Source organism: Prauserella cavernicola, from assembly GCF_016595675.1.
GTDB lineage: Bacteria > Actinomycetota > Actinomycetes > Mycobacteriales > Pseudonocardiaceae > Prauserella_A > Prauserella_A cavernicola.
This window is the reverse complement of the sequence record NZ_JAENJH010000009.1, coordinates 43698-69107: the sequence shown is the minus strand read 5'-3', so window position 1 is coordinate 69107 and position 25410 is coordinate 43698. Positions and strand designations below refer to the sequence as shown.

The window sequence follows — 25410 nt, the reverse complement described above, 5'->3', positions numbered from 1 at the left end:
CCGCACCTCCAGCTCATCGCGCGGTCACTAGACACCTAGCGTAACCCGCGATGACGCCGGTTCGTGCCCTGGCCGTTGCTTCCCGGTGAGCTACACGGTGCGCAGGGCCGACACCGGCAGCCCGGCCAGCTTGGCCCTGCCGCCGAGCGCGGCCAGCTCCAGCACCACGGACACGCCCGTCACGTCGGCCCCCGCTTCCTTGAGCAGCGTGGCCGTCGCGGCGACGGTGCCGCCCGTGGCGAGCACGTCGTCCACCACGGCGACCCGCTCGCCAGGGGAGACCGAGCCGACGGGCAGCTCCAGCGTGGCCGTGCCGTACTCGAGCGAGTAGTCGACCCGCGCCGCCACGGCGGGCAGCTTGCCCGGCTTGCGGACCAGTGCCACGCCGAGTCCGCGCGCGTAGCCGACCGCGGCGGCGAGCACGAACCCGCGCGCCTCCACCGCGGCCAGCCGGTCGACCCCGTCGCCGACGACTTCACCGAGGGCGTCGACGACGGAGGCGAACGCGGACGCGCTGCCGAATACCGGGGTCAAGTCGCGGAAGAGCACGCCCGGCTCGGGAAAGTCGGGCACGTCCGCGACGAGGTCCAGCGCCTCGTCGAGCTTCATCGTTTGCGCTTGCCCGAGGGCTTGCCGGTGGGCCTGGCGCTGCGCTGTTGCTGCTGTTGCTGCGGCTGCTGCCGTTGCCGCTTCTGGGCCGCCTTCGGGTGGCGGGCCGGGACGCTCGCCGCGGCCGCGTAGGCCTCCTCGCGGCGCAGCTCCGTGGCCAGCGCCTCGTCGTCGGCGGGGTCGAAGTCGTCGTCCGACTCGCGCCCCGGCGTGGCCGCCGCCTTGCGGGCCTGGTTGGCCCGGCGGGCGTGCACGCGCTCGGCCTGCTGCTGGTACTTCACGTCCCGCATCTTGAAGAACACGAGCAGCGGCGTGGCCAGCAGGACCGACGACAGCACGCCGGCGATCATGCCGGTCATCTGCACGAGCGCGAGGTCCTGCAGCGTGCCCGCACCCAGCAGGATGTAGCCCACGATCAGCAGGCCCAGCACCGGCAGCAGCGCGATCACCGAGGTGTTGATCGAGCGCATCAGCGTCTGGTTCAGCGCCAGGTTGGCCGCCTCGCCGTAGGTGCGTCTGGTGAGGTTCAGCAGGCCACGGGTGTTCTCCTTGACCTTGTCGAACACCACCACCGTGTCGTACAGCGAGAAGCCGAGAATCGTCAGCAGACCGATGACGGTCGCGGGGGTGACCTCGAAGCCGACGAGCGAGTACACGCCCGCCGTGACGACGATGTCGTGGATCAGCGCGATGAGCGCCGCCACGGCCATCCATTTCTCGAAGTACAGGATCAGGAAGATCGTGACCAGCACGATGAACACGGCGAGCGCGAGCAGCGCCTGCTGCGAGATCTCCCCGCCCCACGACGCGCTGACCGCGCTGTCACTGATGACGGACTCGGAGGGCTGACCGTCGGGGCCCAGCGGCTGCAGTTCGTCGAACAGCGCCCGCTTGACCTCGGCGACCTGGTTGGAGTTCAGCGTGCTGGAGCGCAGCTGGATGGTGCCGGCCTCGCCGACGCCGACCTGCTGGGCCTCGGAGGCGTTCTCGCCGATCGCGTCGGTGAAGACCTGCTTCGCCTCGTCGGAGGTGATGGCACCCTGCGCGCCCTGGGCCGGCATCTGGATCTGGGTGCCGCCCTCGAACTCGATGCCGAGGTTGAAGCCCTTGATGCCCATCGAGCCGATGCACACCAGCACCAGCAGTGCGAACGCGATGAACCACCGCCTGCGGTGCCCGACGATGTCGAACGCGCCGGTCCCCGTGTAGAGCCGGGTGAACACGGACTCCTTGCGGGGCGGTTCGGAGGTCGTGGTGGCGGGCTCGGTGCCCTTGCCGTTGTCCTCGGCCACGTCACGCCTCCTTCGCGGTCGAGCCGACATGGCGGGTGGACTTGCGGGTGGAGCCGAGTTTCTGCACCGAACCGAGCCCCGAGAGCTTCGGACTCGACAGCGTCTTCGACTTGGCGACCAGCGCCACGAGCGGATGCGTCACGAGGAACACGACGATCAGGTCGAGGATCGTGGACATGCCCAGCGTGAAGGCGAAGCCCTTCACCTCGCCCACCGCGAGCACGTAGAGCACACCCGCGGCCAGGAACATGATCGCGTCCGACGCGAGGATCGTCCGCCTGGCCCGGATCCAGCCCCGTGGCACGGCGGAGCGGAAGGATCTGCCCTCGCGCATCTCGTCCTTGAGCCGCTCGAAGAAGACCACGAAGGAGTCGGCGGTGACACCGATGGCGATGATGAAGCCCGCCACTCCCGCGAGGTCGAGGGTGAATCCCACCCATCTGCCGAGCAACACCAGTACCGCGTAGACGATCCCCGCCGACAGCACCAGTGACAGCACCGTCAGCACGCCGAGCATTCGGTAGTAGATGAGGCAGTAGATGAACACCAGCACGATGCCGATGGCGCCCGCGATCAGTCCCGCCTCCAGCGAGGCGAGGCCCAGCGTCGCCGACACGGTGGTGGCGTCGGACGAGGTGAACGACAGCGGCAGCGAGCCGTACTTCAGCACGTCGGCGAGGTTCTTTGCCTCTTCCTGCGTGAACTGGCCGGAGATCCGCGTCCGGCCGTCGGGAATCGCCTGGGTGATGTTGGGGGCCGAGACGACCTTGGTGTCGAGCACGAACGCGGCGCGCTGGTTGACGTTGGCAGCGGTGAAGTCGGCCCACGTCGAGGCGCCCTGGCTCTTGAACGACAGGTCCACGCCCCAGCCGCCACCGCTCTGGGTGTCGTAGTTGGACGTGGCGTTCTCGATCTCGGTGCCCTCGAGGAACACCGGCCCGAGGATGTACTTCTCGCTGCCGTCCTCGTTGCAGGTGGCGAGCGGAAGCTTCGGGTCGTCGTTGCCGACCAGCGGGTCGGCCGAGCCCTGCCTGCACTGCAGTTCGGCGAGCGTCTGGGCCTGCACCTGCTGCGCGGCGCCCGCTGCGGCCTGGTCGGTCGGGTCGGTGGGGACCAGCGCGGGGTTCTGCCGCAGGTCCTTCGCCGCCTTGATCTCCTCGGCGGCGCGCTCCTCCGGCGTCTGGTCGCTCCCCTGGCCGCCCGGCTGGTCGCCAGGTTGGTCGCCGTTGTCCTGCTGCTGCGCCGCGGGAGAACTGCCGCCGCCCTGACCCTGGTCCGGCGGCGGCGCCTGTGACTCGCCTGGCGGCGGTGCGTTCGAGTCGCCGGGCTGCTCACCCGCTCCCGGCTGCTGCTCACCGTTGCCCTGCTGCGGCTGTGCGCCCGCGGGCTGCGCGTAGACGACGCTGCGGAAGCCGAGCTTGGCCGTCCGGCCGAGCGTCTTGGCCTGCTCGCCCTCGTTGCCGGGAACGGTGATGACGACGTTGCTGCCGTCGAGCAACACCTCGGCGCCACTCACACCGATCCCGTTGACGCGGGTCTCGATGATCTGGCGAGCCTGCTGGAGCTGCTCACGGGACGGCGCGGAGCCGTCTGGGGTGCGTGCGGTCAGAGTGACCCGGGTGCCGCCTTGCAGATCGATGCCCAGCTTGGGCGTCGGCTGCCGGTCGCCGGTGAAGAACACCAGCGAGTACAGCGCGACGACGATGAGGACGAAGAAGCTGAGGTAGCGTCCCGGGCGGATCTGCCCGGCCGGTGGTGCCACGGTCGGTCGGTCTCCTCGAACTGGTCAAGCTGCTGAAGGGTCGCACCGCACACGCCCGCAGCCTGTTGTGAGACAGCGAACACACGCAGCACCGAGACCCTACTCGGTGCTGCGTGAACGCCGTGTTCGCCCCACGCCGGGACGCGAGCGCACCGGCGTGAACTGCAGCGAAACCGCGCTACTTCTTGCCGTGCTCGAGCGGAGGCGCGACCTGCGCGGCCTTGGCGGTCTCGGTCTCCTTGTCGTCGATCTCGGCGAGCGAGGAGTCCTCGACCAGGGCGGTGTCGTCCTCGTCGGTGGAGTCCTCGTCGTCGACGACCGGGTTGATCTTCTCGCGGACGCCCTGCCGCAGCCACGTGGTGACCACGCCATCGGCGATCTCGAGGTCGATCGTCGTCTCGTCGCTGGCGTCGGCCACGGTCGCGTACAGACCGGACGTCGTCATCACGCGGTCACCAGGAGCCAGGCTGTTCTGCAGCTCCTGCTGCTGCGCCATCATCCGCTTCTGCTTGCGCGTACCCATAACCAGGGGAATCGCGACGACGAGCATCAGCAGCAGCGGCAGGAAAAGGCCTTCCATGGTTCTCCATTCGGAGGACGCCGCCGAGGCGATACGTCCGAGATTGTCTGAATGTGCTCTGTCGAGTGTGCCAGGTACCGCTGGACAGGCCACTACCCGCCCAGCACGGCCACCTCGCGTTACTCAGTCGAACAGGGTCTGCGCTGTCGCGTCAACCCCGCCGACCTCGGCTGGAGCCTGCAACCCGAGGTGTTCCCACGCGGCCGCCGTAGCGACGCGGCCACGCGGGGTGCGCGCGAGCATACCCGCGCGTACGAGATAGGGCTCACACACCTCTTCGACGGTGGTCGGCTCCTCGCCCACGGCGACCGCCAGCGTCGAGACGCCGACGGGGCCGCCACCGAAGGAACGGACCAGCGCCGTCAGCACGGCCCGGTCGAGCCGGTCGAGTCCCAGCTCGTCGACGTCGTAGACCTCGAGCGCCGCCCTGACCACCTCGAGCGTACCCGTTCCGTCGGCCCGCACCTCGGCGTAATCGCGCACGCGGCGCAGCAGCCGGTTGGCGATGCGCGGGGTGCCGCGCGAGCGCCGGGCGATCTCGGCGCGGCCCTGCGGATCGACGACGATGCCCAGCAGGTCGGCCGAACGCTGGACCACCAGCTCCAGCTCCTCCGGCGAGTAGAACTCCATCTGCCCGGTGAAACCGAAGCGGTCGCGCAGTGGACCGGTCAGCGCACCGGACCGCGTCGTGGCTCCGACCAGCGTGAACGGCGCGATCTCCAGCGGGATGCTCGTGGCGCCGGGGCCCTTGCCCACCACGACGTCCACGCGGAAGTCCTCCATCGCGAGGTACAGCATCTCCTCCGCGGGCCGGGCGATGCGGTGGATCTCGTCGATGAAAAGTACGTCGCCCTCGGCGAGGTTGGACAGCATCGCGGCGAGGTCGCCCGCTCGTTCCAGCGCGGGGCCGGAGGTGATGCGGATCGACGCGTCGAGCTCGGCCGCGATGATCATCGCCAGGCTCGTCTTGCCGAGGCCGGGTGGACCGGAGAGCAGCACGTGGTCGGGCGGCACGCCGCGTTTGCGGGCGCTCTCGAGCACGAGGCTCAGCTGCTCGCGCACCCTGGGCTGGCCCACGAAGTCGTCGAGCTTGCGCGGGCGCAGCGCCGTCTCGACCTCGCGCTCACCGGTCTGCGGAAACGCCGACAGCGCCGCGTCGTCGGGCTCGAAGTCGGTCATGTGCCCATCGTCCATGCGAGGGGTCAGCGCTTCTTTCCGAGGGTCGTGAGCGCGGCCCGCAGCACGCTCGACGTGTCACCGGCGGAGTCGGCCGCGACCACCTTGTCCACGGCGACCTCGGCCTGCTTCGCCGCGAACCCGAGGCCCACGAGGGCTTCGACGACCTCGGACCGCACGGCGCTCGGCGAGCCGGCCTGCCCCGTCACCCCGGACGGTTCGGCGGCGAGCACCTTGTCCCGCAGTTCGAGCGTGAGCCGCTCGGCACCCTTGCGGCCGATGCCGGGCACCTGGGTGAGCACGGTGATGTTGCCTTCGGACAGCGCGGTGCGCAGCTTGTCCGGGTCGAGCACGGCCAGCGCGGCGAGCGCGAGCCGGGGACCGATGCCCGACACCGTCAGCAACAGGACGAACAGCTCGCGCGCCTCCGTGTCGGCGAAGCCGTACAGGGTCAGCGAGTCCTCCCTGACCACGAGCGAGGTGAACAGCCGCACCTCTTCTCCCCTGCGCAGGGTCGCGAGCGTCGACGGCGTCGCCTGCACGGCGAACCCGACGCCGTTCACCTCCACCACCACGTGGTCGAGTCCGATGGAGAGCACCTCTCCGCGTACCGAAGAGATCATCGCTTCGCTCCCTGGGTGTTGCCGGTCCCCCGCGCCTTCTGCTTGGCGGCGGCAGCGAGCCGCGCGCGGTGGGTCTTCGCGAGCTGGGCCGCCCGCGCCTCGGCCTCGGCCAGCCGCGCCCGCATCGGCTCGCGCCACAGGTGGCAGATCGCGAGCGCGAGCGCGTCGGCCGCGTCGGCGGGGCTCGGCGCCTCGGCGAGCTTGAGCAGCCGGGTCACCATACCGGTGACCTGGGCCTTGTCGGCGCGCCCCGAACCCGTGACGGCGGCCTTGACCTCGCTCGGGGTGTGGAAGACGACCGGCAGCCCCCGGCGGGCCGCGCTCAGTGCCACGACGCCGCCCGCCTGCGCGGTGCCCATCGCGGTGCGCACGTTGTGCTGGCTGAACACCCGCTCCACCGCGACGGCCTGGGGACGGTACGTGTCGAGCCAGTGTTCGACGGCGTCGGAGACCTCCAGCAGCCGCACGGCGAGGTCGGCGTCGGCGGGTGTCCGCACGACATCGACGGCCACGCAGGAGACGGTGCGGCCGAGACCGCCGTCCACTACACCGAGCCCGCATCGGGTCAGCCCGGGGTCAACACCGAGCACGCGCAACGGGCCTCCCTCTCGCCACGAACACCAGTTCGAGCACGAAGGCTACCGGGTCCGCGGCGAGGGGAGGCCGAGGCGCGCCGTCAGGAGAAGCGCACCAGCGCGTGCACGGGAGCGTGGTCGGACGGGTAGCGCCCGCGCAGCCGGTAGGTGTTGATGGCGGCGGCTCGCACGTCGACGCGGTCGTTGGCGAGCACCCAGTCGATGCGGTTCGCCCCGAGCACCGGGTCCTGGTAGCTCGGGAACGTGCCCCACTCCGGCGTCAGCCGCTTGCCGGTGTCCCACGTGTCGGCGAGCCCGCCGTCGGTGAGAATGCGGAACGACTCGGACCCGGGCGCCGGGGTGTTGAAGTCACCCGTGAGCACCACCGGGAGCGAGGGATCGAAGCCGGCGATCCGGTCGCGCACCAGCTCCGCGCTGCGCTGGCGCGACGGCTCCGACTGGTGGTCGAAATGGGTGTTGACGTGCACGAACTCGGCGCCGGTGCGACGGTCGGCGAAGCGCACCCACGTGACCATCCTGATCACGTTGTTGCCCCAGGACTTCGAGCCGATCACGGCCGGGGTGCCCGAGAGCCAGAAGTGGTCGAAGTCGAGCGGCTCGAGCCTGCGGGCGTCGTAGTAGATCGCCATGAACTCGCCACGGCCGCCACCCTCGCGGCCGAGTCCGAGCCAGTCGTAGTGACCGGGCAGGTCGGAGCTGATCTGCTTGACCTGGTGGTACAGCGCTTCCTGCACGCCGAGCACGGTCGGGCGCTCCGCGGCGAGGAACCGCGCGAGCACGGGCCTGCGGTCGGTCCATGAGTCCGGCGTTCCGGGCGCGGCGTTCGCGTCCATCCGGATGTTGAACGACATCACGTGCACGTGCTCGCCCTTGGCCTCGCCGATCAGGGCCTTGCCGGGGCCCGCCGCGCTCGCGGTGCCCGCCCCGAGCAACAGTCCCGCGGCTCCGGCGGCGCCGGCCAGCCCGAGTGCGCCACGCCTCGACATTCCGCTCTGTTCCACGACATCCTCCTCGCCTGCGGGCACGGTGCCCTGGAGGACTCTGGTCGTGGATCATGAGCGGCAACCTGCGCTCAGCCGAGCACTGGGCGAACAGGGGCGGAACTCCGCCCACCGCTGTCTGATGTGGACAGTCAGGGACCGTCGGTGCCCGGAGTCCAGCTCTCGGGCCGCCCGCTCACCGTGAGCACCGGCTGCCAGGCCGCGAACCCCTCCGGGGCGCCGTCCTGCCACGGCCAGTGCCCCTGCGGCGTCGGCACGACGATCTGCACGGCGGGGAATTCGCCGTCGGGATAGACGAGGAACGCACTACCGAAGAACTCCGGGTAGTGCCCGCGCGCCACCTTCTCGAACGTGACTGGCACGCCCTCGAAGAAATCGCCGTACAGCTTGCCGAACTCGAACTTCTCGCCCGCGGCGGCGCGATCGACGTAGGCGTCGAGCAGTACGGGAGCGAAGTCGGGCGGCAGTCCCACCACGACCGCTTCGGGTACCCCGTGCATCGCCCACGCACAGACCGTGAACGCATAGCCCGCGCCGTTGTCGTCGGGGGGAATGGCAATGACCGCGTTACCACGCCGCTCGGCCTGCGCGACGATCCAGTCGCGGAGTTCGTGATCCTGCTCGTCGACAACGGATTCGGGCGTCACGGCGAACATTCTGCCGTACGGTGGCCCGCTCGCCCAAGGGTTGCGCACCGGCGCGGCGGGGAATCCCCGGCTGCCGTACGTGATGCAGTTCCTATACCCCGGCGGCCGCGGCCCCCTACCATCGATCGATCCCCGAAACCGCAAGACCGGAAGTTCTCATGACCGACCGCACCCTCAAGTCCCCGCCACCGCAGGGCGGCAGCGAAGACCTGCAGGACCAGATCCTCGCCGCCGAGTTGAAGCTGATGACCGAAGAACCGCTGACCGCGGAGGAGCAGCGTCTGCTCGCCTACACCGTGTTCTCCGGCGGCTGCTCCTCCTGCCCGCGCTGACCCGCGCGGGCAGGTCCTCCCTCAGGCGCCGACCTCGGCCAGGACGTCGTCGGACACGTCGAAGTTCGCGTAGACGTTCTGCACGTCGTCGCAGTCCTCGAGCGCGTCGATGAGCCGGAACACCTTCCTGGCTCCCTCGGCGTCCAGCGGCACGTTCACCGACGGCAGGAAGTTGGCGTCGGCCGACTCGTAGTCGTAACCGGCCTCCTGCAGCGCCGAACGCACGGCGACGAGGTCGCCGGCCTCGGAGACGATCTCGAAGCTCTCGCCGAGGTCGTTGACCTCCTCCGCGCCCGCGTCGAGCACGGCCATGAGCACGTCGTCCTCGGACAGCTCGTTCTTGGGCATGAGCACCACGCCCTTGCGGTTGAACAGGTACGCGACCGAACCCGGGTCGGCGAGCGAGCCGTTGTTGCGGGTCAGCGCGGTGCGCACCTCGGAGGCGGCGCGGTTCTTGTTGTCGGTGAGGCACTCGATCAGTACCGCCACGCCGTTGGGGCCGTAGCCCTCGTACGTGATGTTCTGCCAGTCGGCGCCGCCCGCCTCCTCACCCGCGCCGCGCTTGCGCGCGCGCTCGATGTTGTCCTGCGGGACGGAGTTCTTCTTCGCCTTCTGGATGGCGTCGTACAGCGTCGGGTTGCCGTCCGGGTCGCCCCCGCCGGTTCGCGCGGCGACCTCGATGTTCTTGATCAGTCTCGCGAACAGCTTGCCACGCTTGGCGTCGAGGGCGGCCTTCTTGTGCTTGGTGGTGGCCCACTTGGAGTGGCCGCTCATCTCTCCTCCAAAGTTATCTTTCCTGCACGATGCCCACGAACAGCCGGTGCACGCGTTCGTCCCCCGTCAGCTCCGGGTGGAACGCGGTGGCGAGCACCGGCCCCTGGCGGACCGCGACGATCCTATCGGCCGCCGCCGGGGCGTCCCTGGTGTGCGGGATCCTGGCTAGCACTTCAACGCCGTCGCCGGTCTTCTCGACCCACGGGGCGCGGATGAACACGGCGTGCAGCGGAGGGCCGTCGACGCCGGTGAAATCCAGGTCGCCCTCGAACGAGTCGACCTGCCTGCCGAACGCGTTGCGCCGCACGACGACGTCGAGCGCGTCGAGCTGACGCTGGTCATCCCTGCCATCGAGCGCCTGGCGCGCGAGCAGGATCATGCCCGCGCAGGAACCGAAGGCGGGCATGCCGTCGGCCAGCCGTTCCCGCAGCGGGTCGAGCAGCTCGAAGGTCTCCAGCAGCCGCGACATGGTGGTGGACTCACCGCCGGGCAGCACCAGACCGTCGACCTCGGCGAGCTCGGCGGGCCTGCGCACCCCGATCGCGGTGGCGCCCGCACGCTCCAGCATCGTGGCGTGCTCGCGCACGTCGCCCTGCAGGGCGAGCACCCCGATGACCGGCCGGTTCTTCGACACGCGACAGCACCTTTCCAGGAATTCCCTGGTCAAGCCTACTGTGCGAACTCCGGTGGGCGGTCAGGGCACCCCGAGCAGGCGCAGGCAGGCCGCGGTGGCCGCCGCGGCGAGCACCACGAGCACGAACGGCGCCTTGCGCCACGCGAGCACGCCGCCGACCGCGACCCCGGCGGGCCGGGCGAAGCCCACGAACTCGTGTCCGTCCAGCAGCGCCGCCGTGCCGACCAGCGCGGCGAGCAGGGTCACCGCGGCGACGGCCATGAGCTTCTCGACGCGCGGGGACAGCTCGACCCTCGCGCGCAGGACCGGGCCCGCGAAGCGGAACGCGAAAGTGCCCGCGCCGAGGACGACGGTCGCGATGATCAGGGTGGACGCCGAGATCACGCCGCCGCCTCCTTCTCGGGCTCGGCCGCGTCGCCCGACCTGCCCACCCCGCTCACCAGCACACCGGCCAGCGCCAGCAGCACGGGCAGGCCCGCGGGCAGGAACGGCGCCGTGGCCAGTGCGATCGCGACTCCGGCGAGCGCGGCCCTGCGGGTGGCCCTGTCCTTGAGGGAGGGCAGCACCAGCGCGAGCAGCACGGCGGGGAACGCGGCGTCGAGGCCGAAGACGTCGGTGTCGCTGACGACCGTGCCGCCGAACGCGCCGAGCACCACGCCGATGTTCCAGCAGACGAACAGTCCGACGCCGCAGACCCAGTAGGCGGCCCTGCGGCGCTCGGCGTCGCGCTGCGCGAGCGCGAACGCCACGGTCTCGTCGATCATCAGGTGACTGCCCACGATCCGCTTGGCCCAGCTCGAGCCGAACAGGTCTCCGACCGCGAAGCCGAAGGGCACGTGCCTGGCGTTGACCAGCAGGCCCGCGATGACGGCGGCGATCGGGTTGCCGCCCGAGGCGACCAGACCGACGAACATGAACTGGGCCGCACCGGCGAAGACGACGAGCGAGAGCAGCATCGGCAGCCACAGCGGAAGGCCGGAGCTCACCGTGATGGCTCCGAAGGAGACACCGACGACGGCGTCGGCGAGGCAGACCAGGGCGATGTCCCGCGCCAGGTCCTTGTCCAGTGTTCGCCACATCGAACGCATCGGCTCCTATACTGAACACTGGATCACCTGTTCGTCAAGGCGAACGCATCGACTTGTGGAGCGAACGATATGCCGGAGACCAGGGAGAACGGAGCGCCGCTCGCGGTGATCGCCGCGTCACTGCAACGGGAGCGCAGGCGCACGGGACTGTCACTGGCCGAGGTCGCGCGCCGAGCGGGCATCGCGAAGTCGACGCTGTCCCAGCTCGAGTCGGGCACCGGCAACCCCAGCGTCGAGACTCTCTGGGCGCTGAGTGTGGCGCTCGACGTGCCGTTCGCGCAGCTCGTGGAACCCTCGCGGCCGAAGGTCCAGCTGATCAGGTCCGGCGAGGGGCCGACGTTCTCCGCCGAACGCGCCGACTACGTCGCAACCCTGCTGTCGTCGAGCCCGCCGAACGCGCGCCGCGACGTGTTCCAGATCGTGGCGCAGCCGGGCACGCCGAGGCAGTCCGATCCGCACATGCCCGGCGTGGTCGAGCACGTGGTGCTGAGCCGGGGCCGCGCGCTCGTCGGGCTCACGGAGGAACCCGTCGAACTCGGCCCCGGCGACTACATCAGCTACCCCGGCGACGTGCCGCACGTGTTCGAGGCGCTCGAGGCCGACACCGCCGCCGTGCTCGTCTCGGAACACGTTTGAGCGGTCAGCTCGCACCGCCGGGACGCAGGCGCCGCAACGCCGACACCGCCAGCACGGCGAGCCCGGCGGAGAGCACGGCGCACACCACGGCCACGGTGCTGAGTCCGCTCGCGAACGCGGAGCGCGCGGCGTCCAGCAGCTCCCCCGCCAGATCTGGCGGCAGCTGCTCCGCCGAGGTGACCGCACCGGCGAGCGTGTGCTCCGCCGCCTCGGGCGCTCCCGGCGGCAGCGCGCCGGAGACCTGGCCCCGGTAGACGACGCCGAGCACGGTGCCCAGCATCGCCACTCCCAGCGCGATGCCCAGCTCCCCGCTCGTCTCCGACACCGACGACGCCGAGCCCGCCCGCTCGGACGGCGCCGAGCTGACGACGAGCTCGGTACCGAGGGCGCCGATCGGCGCGCAGCCGAGGAAACCGACGACCAGCCCGGTCAGCAGCAGCGTCAGGCCCGCGCCGGATCCGGCCTGGGCCAGCAGCACCCAGCCCACGACGGCGACCAGCATCCCCGCGGCGATCACGGTGGCAGGCCGGACCCGGCGGGCGAGCACGGGAGCCAGCAGCGATCCGGCCACCAGCGCGATGGCGGGCGCGACGAGCCGCAGTCCGGACTCCAACGGCGAGAGCCCCTCCACGAGCTGCAGGTACTGACCGATGACGAGGTACACACCGCCCTGCATCACCATGCCGCAGAGCAGGATCACCAGCGCGGCGCTGAACGCCCTGTTCCGGAACAGCCGCAGGTCGAGCAGCGGGTCGGCGAGCCGATTCTGCCTGCGGACGAACGCGACTCCCGCGGTGACGCCGACGGCGACGGCGAGCAGCGCGCGCCACCACGGCCCGTCGCCCGCGAGGTCCTTGAGCCCGTAGACGGCCGGCAGCACGGCGGTCAGCGAGAGCGCCACGCTCGGTAGGTCGATCCTGCCGGAGCCGGTGCCCCGGTCGGCGGGCAGCACCAGTGGCCCGACCGCCAGCAGCAGGAGCATCACGGGCACCCCGATGAGGAAGACCGAGCCCCACCAGAACGTCTCGAGCAGGACGCCGCCGACCAGCGGTCCCAGCGCGGCGCCACCCATGAAACAGCTGATGAACACGCCGATGGCGAGGCTGCGCTGCCCTCGGTCGGGAAACATCGTGGTGATCAGTGCCAGCGACGTCGGCATCAGCGTCGACGCGGCGATGCCGAGCAGCACCCTGGCGACGATGAGCATCTCCGCGCTGACCGAGTACGCGGCCAGTGCCGAGGCCGCGCCGAACGCGACGGCGCCGATGAGCAGGAGCCTGCGCCTGCCGATCCGGTCCCCCAGCCCGCCCATGGCCACGAGGAAGCCCGCGATGAGAAAGCCGTAGCTGTCCATGATCCACAGCTCCTGGCTCGCCGTGGGGCCGAGGTCGGCACTCAGCTGGGGTAGCGCGAGGAAGAGCACGGTGTTGTCGATCGACAGCAGCAGTGTGGGCAGCGCCAGCACGGCGAGCCCCGCCCATTCGCGGCGGCCCGCGCGCCGGGCGGGCTCCGCTCGAGTCTCCGATGTCATTCGGCCACCTCATTTCATTACGTTACGGCTCGTAATGTATCGGGTAGGCTCGACGTCATGCAATCCCCTCGTGAACCGGCGCGGGCAGGACGGCCGAGGAACACGCAGATCGACGCCGCCGTGCTCGACGCGACGCTCGCCGTGCTGGACTCCGCGGGCTACACGCGGTTCACGCTCGAAGAGGTGGCGCGCAGGGCGGGCACCACCAAACCCGCGATCTACCGCCGCTGGCCCACCCGCCAGCACCTGGTGCTCGCCGCGCTCGCGTGGCGGCTCGGCAACCCGCCGGTCCCCGACACCGACTGCACGATGTGCGACCTCGCCGAGTGCCTCAGCGTGTACGTCGCCGCCTTCGACCGGATGCCGCCGGGAGTCCTCGGTCCCCTGCTCGCCGACTGCACGCCGGAACCGGGACTGCGCGAGGACTTCATGACCATGCTCTTCACACCACCGCGGGCGGCCGTCGAGCAGACGCTCGTGCGCGCGATGGCGCGCGGGGACCTGCGCGCGGATCTCGACCTGGGCCTGACCCTCGACCTGCTCGGCTCACTGGTGCACTACCGGGCGCTGTTCGGGCACGCGGCCACGAGCGACACCCAGATCGAGCACGCGGTGGAGACCCTGCTGCAGGGCATCGCGACGGACTACCCGCGCCTGCTCGAACACAGCCTGCGCCAACAGGGCGACCCGGAAGTGCACCAACTCCACCCCGCACAAGCCACCCACCCGCAGTGACCCGAATGCGGTGAAGGGCACCATCACTGCATTGAACGCAGTGATGGTGCCCTTCACCGCACGGTGAGCCGTGGGGTTACCAGCCTCGTTCGGCCAGTCGGTGCGGTTCGGGGACGTCGTCGACGTTGATGCCGACCATCGCCTCACCGAGCCCACGCGAGACCTTCGCCAGCACGTCGGGGTCGTCGTGGAACGTGGTGGCCTTGACGATGGCCTCGGCGCGCCTGGCCGGGTCGCCGGACTTGAAGATGCCGGAGCCGACGAACACGCCCTCGGCGCCCAGCTGCATCATCATCGCCGCGTCGGCCGGGGTGGCGATGCCGCCCGCGGTGAACAGCACGACCGGCAGCTTTCCGGTGGCCGCCACCTCCTTGACCAGCTCGTAGGGGGCCTGAAGTTCCTTCGCGGCCACGTAGAGCTCATCCTCGGGCAGCGACGAGAGCGTGCGCAGCTCCGCACGGATCTTGCGCATGTGCGTGGTCGCGTTCGACACGTCGCCCGTGCCGGCCTCGCCCTTGGATCGGATCATCGCCGCGCCCTCGTTGATGCGGCGCAGCGCCTCCCCGAGGTTGGTCGCGCCGCACACGAAGGGCACCGTGAACGCCCACTTGTCGATGTGGTTGACGTAGTCGGCAGGCGTCAGCACCTCGGACTCGTCCACGTAGTCGACGCCGAGCGCCTGCAGCACCCGCGCCTCGACGAAGTGACCGATGCGCGCCTTGGCCATCACCGGGATCGAGACGGTGGAGACGATGCCGTCGATCAGGTCGGGGTCGCTCATCCTCGCCACGCCACCCTGGGCGCGGATGTCGGCGGGCACGCGCTCGAGTGCCATGACGGCGACAGCGCCCGCGTCCTCGGCGATCTTCGCCTGTTCCGGGGTGACGACATCCATGATCACGCCGCCCTTGAGCATCTCGGCCATGCCGCGTTTCACGCGCGCGGTGCCGGTCTCGGGCAGGGAGGAGTTCGGGGACTGAACGTCAGACACTGGGGGGCCTTTCGGGACACAACAGGGGTGATGTCCTCAGCCTACGATCGGCGTGGACCGCTGAAAGGTGCCAGTGAACAGCTATCTCGGGAGGCCACTTTCCGTCGCTTCCGCCGTGGCCTTGCCGGTCGTCCGGATCGGGTGTGTGATCGAGGGCACACCCTCCACATCGTCGCCGGCTCAAGGAGATCCGCCATGGCCGAGAAGCAATCGAAGAACGGGGACGCCGGGGCCGCGGTCGCTGTGGACGATCCCGGCAAGGTACGGAACGTGGTGCTGGTAGGTCCCTCCGGTTCCGGCAAGACCACCCTCACCGAGGCCCTGCTCGTCGCGTCGGGGACGGTCGGCCGCGCGGGATCCGTCGTGGAGGGCACCACGGTCTGCGACCACGATCCCGCCGCCGTGCGGCAGCAGCGCTCGGTCGGGCTCGCGGTGGCCCCGGTGATCCACGGCGACATCAAGATCAACCTCATCGACACCCCCGGCTACGCGGACTTCGTCGGCGAACTGCGGGCCGGCCTGCGAGCGGCCGACGCCGCACTGTTCGTCGTGTGCGCGGGCGAGGGCGTCGATCCGGCCACCGTGGCGCTGTGGGAGGAGTGCGCCGAGGTCGCCATGCCCAGAGCCGTGATCGTGTCCCGGCTCGATCACGCCCGCGCCGACGTCGAGGGCGAGATCGCCGCGTGCCAGGACGCGTTCGGCGCGGGAGTGCTGCCGCTGTACCTGCCCGCCGTTGGCGAACGCCAGGGGCTCATCGGCCTGATCACGCAACGGTTCTTCGACTACTCCAACGGCTATCCGCCGGTGATCGGCGAACCCGACGCGAGCGAGCTCGACCGGCTCGCCGACGCCCGCAACGAGCTCATCGAGGGCATCATCGCCGAGAGCGAGGACGAGACCCTCATGGACCGCTACCTCGCCGGGGAGCCGATCGCCGAGGAGACGCTGATCGCCGACCTGGAGACCGCGGTGGCACGCGCGTCCTTCCACCCCGTGATCCCGGTGTGCGCCGAGACCGGGCTGGGGCTGGCCGAGGTCCTCGACGGCATCGCGCGCGCCTTCCCGTCGCCGCTCGAACACCAGCTGCCCGACGTGACCTCGCCCGAGGGCGTGCCGCACCCCCGGCTCTCCCCCGATCCCGGTGGCCCGCTCGCCGCCGAAGTCGTGCGCACGGCCGTGGACTCCTACGTCGGGCGCGTCTCGCTCGTGCGCGTGTTCTCCGGGACGCTGCGCCCGGAACGGCCCGTGCACGTGTCCGGCCACGGCCTCGCCGAGCGCGGTCACGCCGACCACGACTCCGACGAGCGCGTGGCGCACCTGTACTCGCCGCTCGGGGCCAACCTGCGCGAGGTGCCCTACTGCGTGGCAGGCGACCTGTGCGCGCTCACCAAGATCGGCTCGGCCGAGACCGGCGACACCGTGTCCTATCCGGACGATCCGCTGTTGATGCGGCCGTGGGCGATGCCCGAGCCGTTGCTGCCGGTGGCCGTGGTCGCCAAGACGCGCAGCGACGAGGACGCACTCGCGCGCAACCTCGCGCGCCTGGTCGCCGGAGACCCGACCCTGCGCATGGAACGCAATCCCGAGACCAGCCAGCTGGTGCTGTGGTGCATGGGCGAGGCGCACGCCGACGTCGTGCTGTCCCGGCTGCGCGCCGGCGGCGCCGAGGTGGACACCGAGCCCGTGCGGATCAGCCTGCGCTCGACGTTCGCGGGCAAGGCGGGCGGGCACGGCAGGCACGTCAAGCAGTCCGGTGGCCACGGCCAGTACGCGGTGTGCGATCTCGAGGTGGAGCCGCTGCCGCGCGGGTCGGGCTTCGAGTTCGTCGACAAGGTCGTCGGCGGCTCCGTACCGCACCAGTTCATCCCCAGCGTCGAGAAGGGAGTCAGGGCGCAGCTGCGGAAGGGACTCGTCGACGACCATCCCGTGGTGGACGTGCGCGTGACGTTGTTCGACGGCAAGGCGCACAGCGTCGACTCCTCCGACGCGGCGTTCCAGACCGCGGGCGCGCTCGCGCTCAAGGACGCTGCGGCGAAGACGAGCATCGTGCTGCTCGAACCGCTCGACGAGGTACTGGTGAACCTGCCCGACGACCACCTCGGCACGGTGCTCGGCGACCTGTCGTCCCGGCGGGGGCGGGTGCTCGGCACCGAGTCGGCGGGCGACGGCCAGAGCGTGATCCGCGCCGAGGTTCCCGCGACGGAGCTGCTGCGCTACGCCATCGATCTGCGTTCGATGACGTCGGGAACGGCGAGCTTCACCCGCCACCACGTCCGGTTCGACCCCGTCCCCGCGAGCCTCGTCACTCACTGAGCACACGGGCCCGGGTTCAGAACTCGAAGCCGCCAGGGCGCCCGTTGCGGTCGGCGATCAGCCCGGCCAGCGTCGCGATGGCGATCTCCGGCGGGGTCCGGGAGCCGATGTTGAGCCCGACGGGGCGGTGCACGCGAGCGATGTCGGCTGCGGCCACGCCGAGTTCGGTGAGCGCGGCGACGTGCGGGCCCGCGTGGCGCGGGTTGCCGAGCACGCCGATCCAGCGCGCGGGCTCGCGCAGCGCGTCGCGCAGCATCGGCCCCAGTTCGGCGCGATGGTGGTCGGTCACGACGACGTCGGCGGAGCCGTCCAGCTCCGGAACCGTGGTGACGGCGCCCGCCGCACTCGCCCGCTGCGGATCGGGGTCCACGAGCACGGGCGTGTAGCCGAGGTCGCGGCCGTAGGCCAGCAGGTACCCGGCCACCGGAGAGGCGAACACGGCGACGAGCGTGCGCTCGACGGTGTCGGCCTTCGCCGCGCCGTGGGCGACGTCGCACGCGGTGTCCGCGGACGAACCGGACTCCGGGTTGTCAGCCATGCGGGCAAGTCTGGCACGCCGGTCAGCGAACGGAGCGCAACCGCCCGTCCCAGCCCTCGGCCAGCAGCGGCGGCAGCAGTTCGGCGAGCTGCAGCGGGAACACGGTCTCGGTGGTCGCGCCCAGTTCGTCGGCGCTCCACCACCGGTGCTCGTCGATGGTGGTCACCTCGAGCTCGGTGAACCCCGACGTGTCCACGGCGTGCTCGCGGTCCAGCCGGGTCAGGAAGAACCATTCGGTGCCGTCGTAGTGATGTCCGTCGAAGGTGAACGCGACGCGCCTGCGCCACATCGGCCCGACCAGCCGGTCGGCCGGCGCGTCGAGGCCGGTCTCCTCCTTCAGCTCGCGCACCGCGGCCGCGCGCAGGTCCTCGCCGTCCTCGACGCCACCGCCGACGGTGAACCAGAACGACGAGTCCCGCTCGGCCGGGTCGCGGCCGTTGAACAGCAGGACCCTGCCCTCGGAGTCGACGAGCACGACCCTGGCCGACGTGCGCGGGGTCGGTGCCGCCGGTGCCGCGGCCAGTTCGGGTTCCGCGATCTCGAAGTACTCGGGCTGACGTGCCGTGCCCGCGAGCTTGAAGTAGCGCACCTTGCGCCGCCGTCGCAGGGTGAGCGCGTCGCGCACGGCGTCGTTGTGGACGCGGCGTGCGATCACCACGCGGTGTTCGGCGTCGGCGAGCTCGTCGGCCAGCGGCGCGGGCAGGCCGGTGCGGTCCACCTCGGCGAGCAGGCGGGTGAGTTCGTTCTCCGCGAGCTCGCGTTCCGGGCGCGGCGCCGACTCGGCGCTCTCCGCCGTCGCCCGCAGCACCCCGGCGCGCTCCTGTCCCGCCAGCGCGCTCGCCGCGACGGTCCTGGCCACCACGGCGCGCCGGGCCAGCGCGGCGTCAAGCGCGGCCCAGCCGGCGTCCATCCGCACGTGCAGGCGGTCGAGCCGGTTGGCGGTGGCCACGAGGAAGAGCCCGCCCGCCACCACGAGCGCGGCCAGCACGGCGAGGACGACGACGAGCGTGCTCACCTGACCACGTCCTGATCGGTGCCGACTTTGCGCGGGTCGGCGGCGATCGCGGTCTCGTACACGCGCAGCACCTGGGTCACCACGGTCCGCCAGTCGAACATCGCCACCCGCTCGGTGGCGGCGGCCGACAAGAGGGCGCGCCGCCGCGGGTCGCCGAGCAGCTCCCGCAGCGCGCCCGCGAGCGCGGCCGAGTCGCCGGTCGGCGTCAGCACCCCCGAACGGCCGTCGTCGAGCACCCGGCGGAACGAGTCGAGGTCACTGGCCACCACCGGGGTGCCCGCCGCCATCGCCTCCGTGAGGATCATGCCGAAGCTCTCTCCTCCTGTGTTCGGCGCGCAGTAGACGTCGACGCTGCGCAGGGCCCGCGCCTTGGTGGCGTCGTCGACCTGGCCCAGCACGTCGATCCGCCCGGCGAGCTCGGGCCCCGCCTGCCTGAGCAGGCTGTCGGCGTCTCCCCTGCCGACCACCAGCAGCCGCAGCTCCGGCAGCACCGGTGCGAGCGTGCGCAGCGCACCCAGCAGCACGGCCATGCCCTTGCGCGGCTCGGTGTAGCGGCCGACGAAGCCGATGGTGCCGCCCGCGCGCGGGTAGCCCTCCAGCGGTTCGGCGTCGGCGAAGACCCCCACGTCCACGCCGTTGGGGATCTCCACCGCGTCGCCGCCGGCGTGCTCGACCTGCACCCGCCTGGCCAGCGCCGAGACGGCGATGCGCGCGGTGATCTTCTCCAGCAGCGGGCGCAGCACGGGCTGGAACGCCGCGAGCGTGCGCGAACGCGGCGTCGAGGTGTGAAACGTCGCCACGATGGGCCCGTCGGCGACCTTGAGCGCCAGCAGCGCCAGGCTGGGCGCGGCGGGCTCGTGCAGGTGCAGCACGTCGAAGTCGTTCTCGCGGATCCAGCGCCGCACCCTGGCGTAGGAGACGGGCCCGAACTGCAGCCGCGCCACCGAGCCGTTGTACCGGACGCCGAGAGCGCGACCGGCGGGGTGCACGAACGACGGCAGGTCGGCGTCCTCGTCAGCCGGCGCGAGCACCGACACCGTGTGGCCACGGATCAGCAGCGCCTTGGCGAGGTCCACGATGTGTCCCTGGACGCCGCCGGGGACGTCGAACGAGTACGGACAGACGATGCCGACCTTCATGTCTCACCCCGCCGCGCTCGCGTAGCCGGCCAGATCGCTCACCCAGAACTTCTGCAGCATGTGCCAGTCCGTCGGGTGCGCGGCGATGTCGCCGGCGAAGACGTCAGCGAGCGCCTGGGTGGCCGGGTGGATCTCGTCGCGGGCGTTGACCCTGATCCGCGGGTGGATGCGCACCGACCAGCCGCTTTCGGTGAACCAGACGCCCACGGGCAGCAGCGCGGCGCCGGTGCTCGCGGCCAGCCGTGCGGGGCCGGCGGGGAACCGGGCCTCCTCCCCGAAGAACGTCACGGGCAGGCCCGACTTGCTGAGGTCGCGGTCGCCGACGAGGCACACCACCCTGTTGTCGCGCAGCCCGCGCAGCAGCGCCCGGAACGACACGCTGCCGTCGGCGGGGACCACATCGAACCCGAGCGACTCGCGGAACTCGACGAAGCGGCGGTAGAGCGACTCGGGCTCGAGCCGTTCCACCACGGTGATGAACGACCCGGAATGGCTCACCAGCCACACCCCGGCCACGTCCCAGTTGCCGCTGTGCGGCAGGGCGAGCACGGCGCCGTTGCCCTCGGCGAGTGCGGCGTCGAGGTACTCGGTGCCGGAGAGGTCGACGTGCTCGAGCACCTGGGCGGGCGAGAGCGTCGGCAGCACGAACGCCTCGTGCCAGTAGCGGGCGTAGGAGCGCAGGGCGCGCCGGGTGAGGTCGTCGAGCTCGGCCTCACCCGCCTGCGGCACCACCCGCGCGAGGTTGCCGCGCAGCTGCCGCACGCCGGGGCCGCCTCGCCGCGCGGCGAGGTCGGCGCCGAACGAGAACGCCGAGGAGGTGAGTTTGCGCGGCAGCTTGGGCACGAGCTTCCAGCCCGCGGCGTAGCCGAGGTCGGCGAGCCTGCCCACGAGCCGGCTCACGGCCCTGCCCTCCGCGCGCCGCGGGAGACGGCCATGATCCGCTGCACCAGTGTGACGACGGACAGCACCGCGAGCAGCCACTGAGACGCCTCGACGGCGAACGGGAGGCCAAGGCCCTGGATACCGGTGCCGACGAGCGCGATGATCAGCCGTTCGGCCCGCTCCACCAGACCGCCGTCGGCCTCGAGCCCGGAGGCCTCGGCGCGGGCCTTGACGTAGGAGATGACCTGGGCCAGCACGAGGCAGATCAGCGCGGCGGCCGCGGCGCGCAGGTTGCCCTCGACGACGAAGGCCCACCACGCGATCGAGGCGAACAGCGCGCCGTCGACGAGCCGGTCGCACGTCGCGTCGAGCACGGCGCCGAACGGGGTGCTGCCCTTGACCCTGGCCATGGCGCCGTCGAGCAGGTCGAGCATCGCGAAGCCCCACACCGTGAACGTGCCGGCCAGCAGCATTCCGGTCGGGAAGAAGACGAGGGCGCAGACGAAGGCGCCCACCGTGCCGATCAGCGTCATGGCGTTCGGGGTGAGGCCTGCCCTGACCAGCGCGGCGCCGATCGGATCGGTGACGCGGGAGACGGAAGCGCGAGCGAAGATGTTGAGCATCGGTCCTACGGGTGCAGGTTGCTGCGTGGTCGGGTTGCCGTGCCAAACCCTATCGAGCCGCACCGGACGGACCTGCACGGATGCCCGGGTGTCGCACGTGATTCTCCCGGCGTGGCCGGTCAGGCTCCCGCGGGGTCGCGTTCGAGGCGCTCGAGCTCCTCGGCCGCGGCGGCGCAACGCGGGCTGAGGTTGTCGACGATCACGGCGCTGATGTCGCCGAGCTGGCGTACCTGCTCGGGCGAGAGCTGGTCGAACACGCTGGCGCGCACGGCCTCGACGTGGCCCGGCGCCGCCGCCTCGAGCGCGGCGAGCCCGGCCTGGGTGAGGTGCGCGAACGAGCCGCGCTTGTCGGTCTCGCAGGCCCGCCTGCGGACCCAGCCGTTGTCCTCCATGCGCGCGATCGCGTGGGACAGCCTGCTGCGCGAGGACCGGGTGGCGACGGCGAGGTCGCTCATGCGCATCACCTGCCCCGGGGCCTCGGACAGCGTGACCAGCAACTCGTAGTAGGTGTGCGGCATGTTCGCGTCCTGCTGGAGCTGTGTCTCCAGGTGCGCCCTGAGCATGCCGACCGCCGTGTAGAAGTCGCGCCAGACGCGCTGCTCCTCGTCGGTGAGCCATCGCGGTTCGGACATGAGACCCATACTACCCCTAGTTGAGCCCTCAACCAATCTGCGCTACATTGTTACTTGAGGGCTCAACCAACGAGCTCCCCACAAAACAGCACCATCGTTTCGAGAAGGAGCACCATGAGCGCCCCCACGACCGAGATCCCCGGCTACACCGTCGGCACCTGGACCATCGACGCCGTCCACTCCGACGTCACCTTCACCGTTCGCCACCTCGGCGTCTCGAAGGTGCGCGGCCGGTTCGGCGAGTTCGGCGGCGAGATCGTGACGGCCCAGAACATCGCCGACTCGACGGTGACGGCCACCATCCAGGCCCACAGCGTGGACACCAACAACGAGCAGCGCGACGGTCACGTCACGAGCGCCGACTTCCTCGACGTCGAGCAGTTCCCGACGCTGACCTTCCACACCAAGGGAATCCGCGTCGACGGAGAGGACTTCGCCATCGACGGCGAACTGACCCTGCACGGTGTCACCAAGCCCGTCACTCTCGCCGCGGAGCTCGGCGGCTTCGGCCCCGGCATGACCGAGGGCAGCACGGTGGTCGGCGTCTCCGCCACCACCGAGATCAGCCGCGCGGAGTTCGCCGTCGGCGCCAGCATCCCGACCGCCGTCGTCAGCGACAAGATCAAGATCGAGCTGAACATCGAGGCCGGCCTGCAGGCCTGAGCCCCACCTACCAGGCGCCTGCCAGCAGCTCGCGGGTCTCGCCCAGCAGCTGCGGCAGGACCTTGGTGTGGCCCACCACCGGCATGAAGTTGGCGTCGCCGCCCCACCTCGGCACCACGTGCTGATGGAGGTGGGCGGCGATGCCTGCGCCCGCGATGACGCCCTGGTTCATGCCGATGTTGAAGCCGTGCGCGCCCGACACCGCCCGCACCACCGTCATGGCGTGCTGGGTGAACTCGGCGACCTCGACCGTCTCCGCCGGCGTCAGCTCGGTGTAGTCGGCCACGTGCCGGTACGGCACGACCATCAGGTGCCCCGGGTTGTAGGGGTACAGATTGAGCACCGCGTACACGTTCGTGCCGCGCGCGACGATCAGCGCCGTCTCGTCGTCGGAGCCCACGAGACGGCAGAACGGGCAGCCCTGTGGCTCGTCGCCCTCAGGCTTGTTCTCCCCCTTGATGTAGGCGAGCCGGTGCGGGGTCCACAGCCGCTGCAGCTGGTCCTCGACCCCCACACCGTCCTGACCGACGATCTCGGGCGGCCCGTCCTCACTCACCAACGAGAGCCTCCAGCGCCTCCGCGGTCGGCGACGCGTTCTCCCTGCGCCCGATCCAGTCGGCGATGGCCTCGACGGCGGTCGCCACGGGAACGCTGTTGACCTGGCTGCCGTCGCGGAACCGGAACGACACCGCGCCCGCCTCCACGTCCTTGCCGCCCGCCAGCAGCATGAACGGCACCTTCTGGGTGGTGTGGTTGCGGATCTTCTTCTGCATCCGCTCGTCGCCGCCGTCCACCTCGGCGCGGATTCCCTTGGCGCGCAACGCCTTCTCGACACCGTGGAGGTGCTCGGCGTGCTCGTCGGCGATCGGGATGCCCACCACCTGGACCGGGGCGAGCCACGCGGGGAACGCGCCGGCGTAGTGCTCGGTGAGCACGCCGAAGAAGCGCTCGATGGAGCCGAACAGCGCGCGGTGGATCACCACGGGCGTCTGACGCGAACCGTCCGCGGCGGCGTACTGGAGCTCGAACCGCTTGGGGTGGTTGAAGTCCAGCTGGATGGTCGACATCTGCCAGGTGCGCCCGATCGCGTCGCGCGCCTGCACCGAGATCTTCGGGCCGTAGTAGGCGGCGCCGCCCGGGTCGGGCACGAGCTCGAGGCCGGACTCCTCCGCCGCCTCGCGCAGCGTCTGGGTCGCCTCCTCCCACTCCCAGTCCTCACCGATGAACTTGTCGCCGTCGCCCCGGGTGGACAGCTCGAGGTAGAAGTCCGAGAGGCCGTAGTCGGCGAGCAGGTCCAGCACGAAGCGCAGCAGCGACCGCAGCTCGCCCGGCATCTGCTCCTTGGTGCAGTAGATGTGCGAGTCGTCCATCGTCAGCCCGCGCACGCGGGTGAGGCCGTGCACGACGCCGGACTTCTCGTACCGGTACACCGTCCCGAACTCGAACAGCCGCAGCGGCAGCTCACGGTAGGACCTGCCGCGCGAACGGAAGATCAGGTGGTGCATCGGGCAGTTCATCGCCTTGAGGTAGTAGTCCTCGCCCTCGAAGGGGATCGGCGGGAACATCGTGTCCGCGTAGTACGGCAGGTGCCCGGAGGTGTGGAACAGCCCGCTCTTGGTGATGTGCGGGGTGTTCACGAACTCGTAGCCGGACTCCTCGTGCCGGGTGCGCGAGTAGTTCTCCAGCTCGCGCCGGATGATGCCGCCCTTGGGGTGGAACACGGGCAGCCCGGAACCGATCTCCTCGGGGAAGGAGAACAGGTCCAGCTCCGCGCCGAGCCTGCGGTGGTCGCGCCGCTCGGCCTCGGCGAGCATCTCCAGGTAGGCGTCCTGCGCCTCGGCCGACTCCCACGCGGTGCCGTAGATCCGTTGCAGCTGCGGGTTCTTGTCGTCACCGCGCCAGTACGCGGCGGCCACGCGGGTGAGCTTGAACGCCGGGATGTGCTTGGTGGTCGGCACGTGCGGGCCGCGGCACAGGTCGCTCCACACGCGCTCCTTGGTGCGCGGGTCGAGGTTGTCGTAGATCGTCAGGTCGGCGCCGCCGACCTCCATCACCTCGTCGGTATCCACATCGGACTTGAGGTCGACCAGCTCGAGCTTGAACGGCTCGGTCGCCAGCTCGTCCCTGGCCGCCTCGACGGACTCGACGACGCGACGGGAGAACTGCTGGCTGCCCTTGACGATCTGCTTCATGCGCTTCTCGAGCGCCTGCAGGTCCTCGGGCGTGAACGGCGTGTCGACGGCGAAGTCGTAGTAGAAGCCGTCGCGCACCGGCGGGCCGATGCCGAGCTTGGCGTCGGGGAACTGCTGCTGCACGGCCTGGGCGAGCACGTGGGCCGCCGAGTGCCGGATGACGCTGCGACCGTCCTCGGTGTTGGCCGCGACGGGCTCCACCTCGACGTCGGCGTCCGGGGCCCAGGCGAGGTCGCGCAGGGTGCCGTCGGGGTCGCGCACGACCACAACGGCCTCGGCGCCCTTGCCCGGCAACCCGGCCTCGCGCACCGCGGTACCCGCCGTGGTGCCTGCAGGTACCACCACGCGTGCGGCGGGTACGAGCTGGGCGGACGGCGACTGGGACACGGTGGACTCCCTCATAAAG

The 25410-nt window shown here is 70.9% G+C and carries 28 protein-coding genes; 5 read left to right on the top strand and 23 right to left on the bottom strand.

Annotation, left to right across the window (positions count from 1 at the left end; genetic code table 11):
* Positions 1 to 90 precede the first annotated feature (90 nt).
* The 9 genes from JHE00_RS27505 to JHE00_RS27465 all read right to left on the bottom strand — a co-directional run bounded on the left by JHE00_RS27505 (position 91) and on the right by JHE00_RS27465 (position 8295).
* Complete coding sequence (locus JHE00_RS27505; RefSeq protein ID WP_200323554.1) at positions 91 to 609, bottom strand: adenine phosphoribosyltransferase; 519 nt, start codon at positions 607 to 609, stop codon at positions 91 to 93.
* Positions 606 to 1901 (bottom strand): protein translocase subunit SecF, encoded by a 1296-nt coding sequence (gene secF / locus JHE00_RS27500; RefSeq protein WP_307832142.1) that lies wholly within the window; start codon positions 1899 to 1901, stop codon positions 606 to 608. Before secF ends, JHE00_RS27505 begins: the two co-directional genes overlap by 4 nt.
* A gap of 1 nt (position 1902) precedes the next feature.
* Positions 1903 to 3663 carry a protein translocase subunit SecD gene (gene secD / locus JHE00_RS27495; protein ID WP_200323550.1) on the bottom strand — a complete coding sequence of 587 codons (1761 nt, stop codon included), beginning with the start codon at positions 3661 to 3663 and terminating at the stop codon, positions 1903 to 1905.
* Between the two features lie 178 nt (positions 3664 to 3841).
* Positions 3842 to 4243 (bottom strand): preprotein translocase subunit YajC, encoded by a 402-nt coding sequence (gene yajC / locus JHE00_RS27490; RefSeq protein WP_200323548.1) that lies wholly within the window; start codon positions 4241 to 4243, stop codon positions 3842 to 3844.
* A 123-nt stretch (positions 4244 to 4366) separates the two neighbouring features.
* Complete coding sequence (ruvB, locus tag JHE00_RS27485; RefSeq protein ID WP_230425062.1) at positions 4367 to 5422, bottom strand: Holliday junction branch migration DNA helicase RuvB; 1056 nt, start codon at positions 5420 to 5422, stop codon at positions 4367 to 4369.
* A 23-nt stretch (positions 5423 to 5445) separates the two neighbouring features.
* The gene (gene ruvA, locus JHE00_RS27480; protein WP_200323538.1) at positions 5446 to 6042 is read right to left on the bottom strand and encodes a Holliday junction branch migration protein RuvA; all 597 of its coding nucleotides are present in this window, start codon (positions 6040 to 6042) and stop codon (positions 5446 to 5448) included.
* A complete protein-coding gene (ruvC, locus tag JHE00_RS27475; protein ID WP_200323537.1) occupies positions 6039 to 6638 on the bottom strand; it encodes a crossover junction endodeoxyribonuclease RuvC in 600 nt (199 codons plus the stop codon). Before ruvC ends, ruvA begins: the two co-directional genes overlap by 4 nt.
* A gap of 80 nt (positions 6639 to 6718) precedes the next feature.
* The gene (locus tag JHE00_RS27470) at positions 6719 to 7639 is read right to left on the bottom strand and encodes an endonuclease/exonuclease/phosphatase family protein (protein WP_307832141.1); all 921 of its coding nucleotides are present in this window, start codon (positions 7637 to 7639) and stop codon (positions 6719 to 6721) included.
* A gap of 131 nt (positions 7640 to 7770) precedes the next feature.
* Positions 7771 to 8295, bottom strand: coding sequence for a DUF4262 domain-containing protein (locus JHE00_RS27465; RefSeq protein WP_200323536.1), 525 nt, complete (start codon positions 8293 to 8295; stop codon positions 7771 to 7773).
* Positions 8296 to 8444: 149 nt separating this feature from the next.
* Between JHE00_RS27465 and JHE00_RS27460 the strand changes: the two genes are divergently transcribed.
* Positions 8445 to 8618, top strand: coding sequence for a hypothetical protein (locus tag JHE00_RS27460; RefSeq protein ID WP_200323535.1), 174 nt, complete (start codon positions 8445 to 8447; stop codon positions 8616 to 8618).
* Positions 8619 to 8639: 21 nt separating this feature from the next.
* Here the strand turns inward: JHE00_RS27460 and JHE00_RS27455 are convergent, their stop codons facing one another.
* Genes JHE00_RS27455 through JHE00_RS27440 form a run of 4 tightly spaced genes read right to left on the bottom strand, consistent with a single transcriptional unit; the run spans position 8640 to position 11114 of the window.
* A complete protein-coding gene (locus JHE00_RS27455; protein WP_200323534.1) occupies positions 8640 to 9392 on the bottom strand; it encodes a YebC/PmpR family DNA-binding transcriptional regulator in 753 nt (250 codons plus the stop codon).
* A gap of 13 nt (positions 9393 to 9405) precedes the next feature.
* On the bottom strand, positions 9406 to 10026 hold the full coding sequence (gene pdxT, locus JHE00_RS27450; RefSeq protein ID WP_200323533.1) for a pyridoxal 5'-phosphate synthase glutaminase subunit PdxT: 621 nt from the start codon (positions 10024 to 10026) through the stop codon (positions 9406 to 9408).
* 60 nt (positions 10027 to 10086) lie between these two features.
* Positions 10087 to 10410 (bottom strand): AzlD domain-containing protein, encoded by a 324-nt coding sequence (locus JHE00_RS27445; RefSeq protein ID WP_200323532.1) that lies wholly within the window; start codon positions 10408 to 10410, stop codon positions 10087 to 10089.
* Positions 10407 to 11114, bottom strand: a complete 708-nt coding sequence (locus tag JHE00_RS27440; protein WP_200323531.1) for an AzlC family ABC transporter permease — start codon at positions 11112 to 11114, stop codon at positions 10407 to 10409. The genes JHE00_RS27445 and JHE00_RS27440 overlap by 4 nt, the downstream gene beginning before the upstream one ends.
* A 69-nt stretch (positions 11115 to 11183) precedes the next feature.
* On the opposite strand from JHE00_RS27440, the gene JHE00_RS27435 reads away from it, so the two are divergent.
* Positions 11184 to 11750 (top strand): helix-turn-helix domain-containing protein, encoded by a 567-nt coding sequence (locus JHE00_RS27435; RefSeq protein WP_200323530.1) that lies wholly within the window; start codon positions 11184 to 11186, stop codon positions 11748 to 11750.
* 4 nt (positions 11751 to 11754) lie between these two features.
* Here the strand turns inward: JHE00_RS27435 and JHE00_RS27430 are convergent, their stop codons facing one another.
* Positions 11755 to 13281, bottom strand: coding sequence for an MFS transporter (locus tag JHE00_RS27430; protein ID WP_200323529.1), 1527 nt, complete (start codon positions 13279 to 13281; stop codon positions 11755 to 11757).
* Between the two features lie 57 nt (positions 13282 to 13338).
* Between JHE00_RS27430 and JHE00_RS27425 the strand changes: the two genes are divergently transcribed.
* A complete protein-coding gene (locus JHE00_RS27425; RefSeq protein WP_200323528.1) occupies positions 13339 to 14016 on the top strand; it encodes a TetR/AcrR family transcriptional regulator in 678 nt (225 codons plus the stop codon).
* Positions 14017 to 14092: 76 nt separating this feature from the next.
* Here JHE00_RS27425 and pdxS read toward each other — a convergent pair whose 3' ends face one another.
* Positions 14093 to 15007, bottom strand: a complete 915-nt coding sequence (pdxS, locus tag JHE00_RS27420; protein ID WP_200323527.1) for a pyridoxal 5'-phosphate synthase lyase subunit PdxS — start codon at positions 15005 to 15007, stop codon at positions 14093 to 14095.
* A gap of 195 nt (positions 15008 to 15202) precedes the next feature.
* On the opposite strand from pdxS, the gene JHE00_RS27415 reads away from it, so the two are divergent.
* The gene (locus JHE00_RS27415) at positions 15203 to 17320 is read left to right on the top strand and encodes an elongation factor G-like protein EF-G2 (RefSeq protein WP_200323526.1); all 2118 of its coding nucleotides are present in this window, start codon (positions 15203 to 15205) and stop codon (positions 17318 to 17320) included.
* 16 nt (positions 17321 to 17336) lie between these two features.
* Here the strand turns inward: JHE00_RS27415 and JHE00_RS27410 are convergent, their stop codons facing one another.
* The 6 genes from JHE00_RS27410 to JHE00_RS27385 form a co-directional block, all read right to left on the bottom strand.
* Positions 17337 to 17858: an XdhC family protein gene (locus JHE00_RS27410; RefSeq protein WP_200323524.1), complete on the bottom strand. Its 522-nt coding sequence runs from the start codon at positions 17856 to 17858 to the stop codon at positions 17337 to 17339.
* A gap of 22 nt (positions 17859 to 17880) precedes the next feature.
* Positions 17881 to 18873: an NUDIX hydrolase gene (locus JHE00_RS27405; RefSeq protein ID WP_200323522.1), complete on the bottom strand. Its 993-nt coding sequence runs from the start codon at positions 18871 to 18873 to the stop codon at positions 17881 to 17883.
* Positions 18870 to 20012, bottom strand: a complete 1143-nt coding sequence (locus JHE00_RS27400) for a glycosyltransferase family 4 protein (protein WP_200323520.1) — start codon at positions 20010 to 20012, stop codon at positions 18870 to 18872. Before JHE00_RS27400 ends, JHE00_RS27405 begins: the two co-directional genes overlap by 4 nt.
* A 3-nt stretch (positions 20013 to 20015) precedes the next feature.
* Complete coding sequence (locus JHE00_RS27395; protein WP_200323518.1) at positions 20016 to 20912, bottom strand: phosphatidylinositol mannoside acyltransferase; 897 nt, start codon at positions 20910 to 20912, stop codon at positions 20016 to 20018.
* The gene (gene pgsA, locus JHE00_RS27390; protein WP_200323516.1) at positions 20909 to 21517 is read right to left on the bottom strand and encodes a phosphatidylinositol phosphate synthase; all 609 of its coding nucleotides are present in this window, start codon (positions 21515 to 21517) and stop codon (positions 20909 to 20911) included. The genes JHE00_RS27395 and pgsA overlap by 4 nt, the downstream gene beginning before the upstream one ends.
* A gap of 119 nt (positions 21518 to 21636) precedes the next feature.
* Complete coding sequence (locus tag JHE00_RS27385) at positions 21637 to 22149, bottom strand: MarR family winged helix-turn-helix transcriptional regulator (RefSeq protein ID WP_200323514.1); 513 nt, start codon at positions 22147 to 22149, stop codon at positions 21637 to 21639.
* Between the two features lie 114 nt (positions 22150 to 22263).
* On the opposite strand from JHE00_RS27385, the gene JHE00_RS27380 reads away from it, so the two are divergent.
* A complete protein-coding gene (locus JHE00_RS27380) occupies positions 22264 to 22812 on the top strand; it encodes a YceI family protein (RefSeq protein WP_200323504.1) in 549 nt (182 codons plus the stop codon).
* A 7-nt stretch (positions 22813 to 22819) separates the two neighbouring features.
* Here the strand turns inward: JHE00_RS27380 and JHE00_RS27375 are convergent, their stop codons facing one another.
* Positions 22820 to 23368: an HIT family protein gene (locus JHE00_RS27375; RefSeq protein ID WP_307832140.1), complete on the bottom strand. Its 549-nt coding sequence runs from the start codon at positions 23366 to 23368 to the stop codon at positions 22820 to 22822.
* Positions 23361 to 25406, bottom strand: a complete 2046-nt coding sequence (gene thrS, locus JHE00_RS27370; protein ID WP_230425061.1) for a threonine--tRNA ligase — start codon at positions 25404 to 25406, stop codon at positions 23361 to 23363. Before thrS ends, JHE00_RS27375 begins: the two co-directional genes overlap by 8 nt.
* Positions 25407 to 25410 lie beyond the last annotated feature (4 nt).

Bases quoted from the DNA above. Each gene is read 5' to 3' on its own strand.
- JHE00_RS27460 (WP_200323535.1), top strand. From the start codon at position 8,445: ATGACCGACCGCACCCTCAAGTCCCCGCCACCGCAGGGCGGCAGCGAA.
- JHE00_RS27440 (WP_200323531.1), bottom strand. From the start codon at position 11,114: ATGCGTTCGATGTGGCGAACACTGGACAAGGACCTGGCGCGGGACATC.
- JHE00_RS27425 (WP_200323528.1), top strand. From the start codon at position 13,339: ATGCAATCCCCTCGTGAACCGGCGCGGGCAGGACGGCCGAGGAACACG.
- JHE00_RS27380 (WP_200323504.1), top strand. From the start codon at position 22,264: ATGAGCGCCCCCACGACCGAGATCCCCGGCTACACCGTCGGCACCTGG.
- JHE00_RS27400 (WP_200323520.1), bottom strand. From the start codon at position 20,012: ATGAAGGTCGGCATCGTCTGTCCGTACTCGTTCGACGTCCCCGGCGGC.
- JHE00_RS27430 (WP_200323529.1), bottom strand. From the start codon at position 13,281: ATGACATCGGAGACTCGAGCGGAGCCCGCCCGGCGCGCGGGCCGCCGC.
- JHE00_RS27385 (WP_200323514.1), bottom strand. From the start codon at position 22,149: ATGTCCGAACCGCGATGGCTCACCGACGAGGAGCAGCGCGTCTGGCGC.
- thrS (WP_230425061.1), bottom strand. From the start codon at position 25,406: ATGAGGGAGTCCACCGTGTCCCAGTCGCCGTCCGCCCAGCTCGTACCC.
- pgsA (WP_200323516.1), bottom strand. From the start codon at position 21,517: ATGCTCAACATCTTCGCTCGCGCTTCCGTCTCCCGCGTCACCGATCCG.
- JHE00_RS27455 (WP_200323534.1), bottom strand. From the start codon at position 9,392: ATGAGCGGCCACTCCAAGTGGGCCACCACCAAGCACAAGAAGGCCGCC.
- JHE00_RS27435 (WP_200323530.1), top strand. From the start codon at position 11,184: ATGCCGGAGACCAGGGAGAACGGAGCGCCGCTCGCGGTGATCGCCGCG.
- ruvA (WP_200323538.1), bottom strand. From the start codon at position 6,042: ATGATCTCTTCGGTACGCGGAGAGGTGCTCTCCATCGGACTCGACCAC.
- JHE00_RS27410 (WP_200323524.1), bottom strand. From the start codon at position 17,858: ATGGCTGACAACCCGGAGTCCGGTTCGTCCGCGGACACCGCGTGCGAC.
- JHE00_RS27415 (WP_200323526.1), top strand. From the start codon at position 15,203: ATGGCCGAGAAGCAATCGAAGAACGGGGACGCCGGGGCCGCGGTCGCT.
- JHE00_RS27465 (WP_200323536.1), bottom strand. From the start codon at position 8,295: ATGTTCGCCGTGACGCCCGAATCCGTTGTCGACGAGCAGGATCACGAA.
- ruvB (WP_230425062.1), bottom strand. From the start codon at position 5,422: ATGACCGACTTCGAGCCCGACGACGCGGCGCTGTCGGCGTTTCCGCAG.
- JHE00_RS27505 (WP_200323554.1), bottom strand. From the start codon at position 609: ATGAAGCTCGACGAGGCGCTGGACCTCGTCGCGGACGTGCCCGACTTT.
- yajC (WP_200323548.1), bottom strand. From the start codon at position 4,243: ATGGAAGGCCTTTTCCTGCCGCTGCTGCTGATGCTCGTCGTCGCGATT.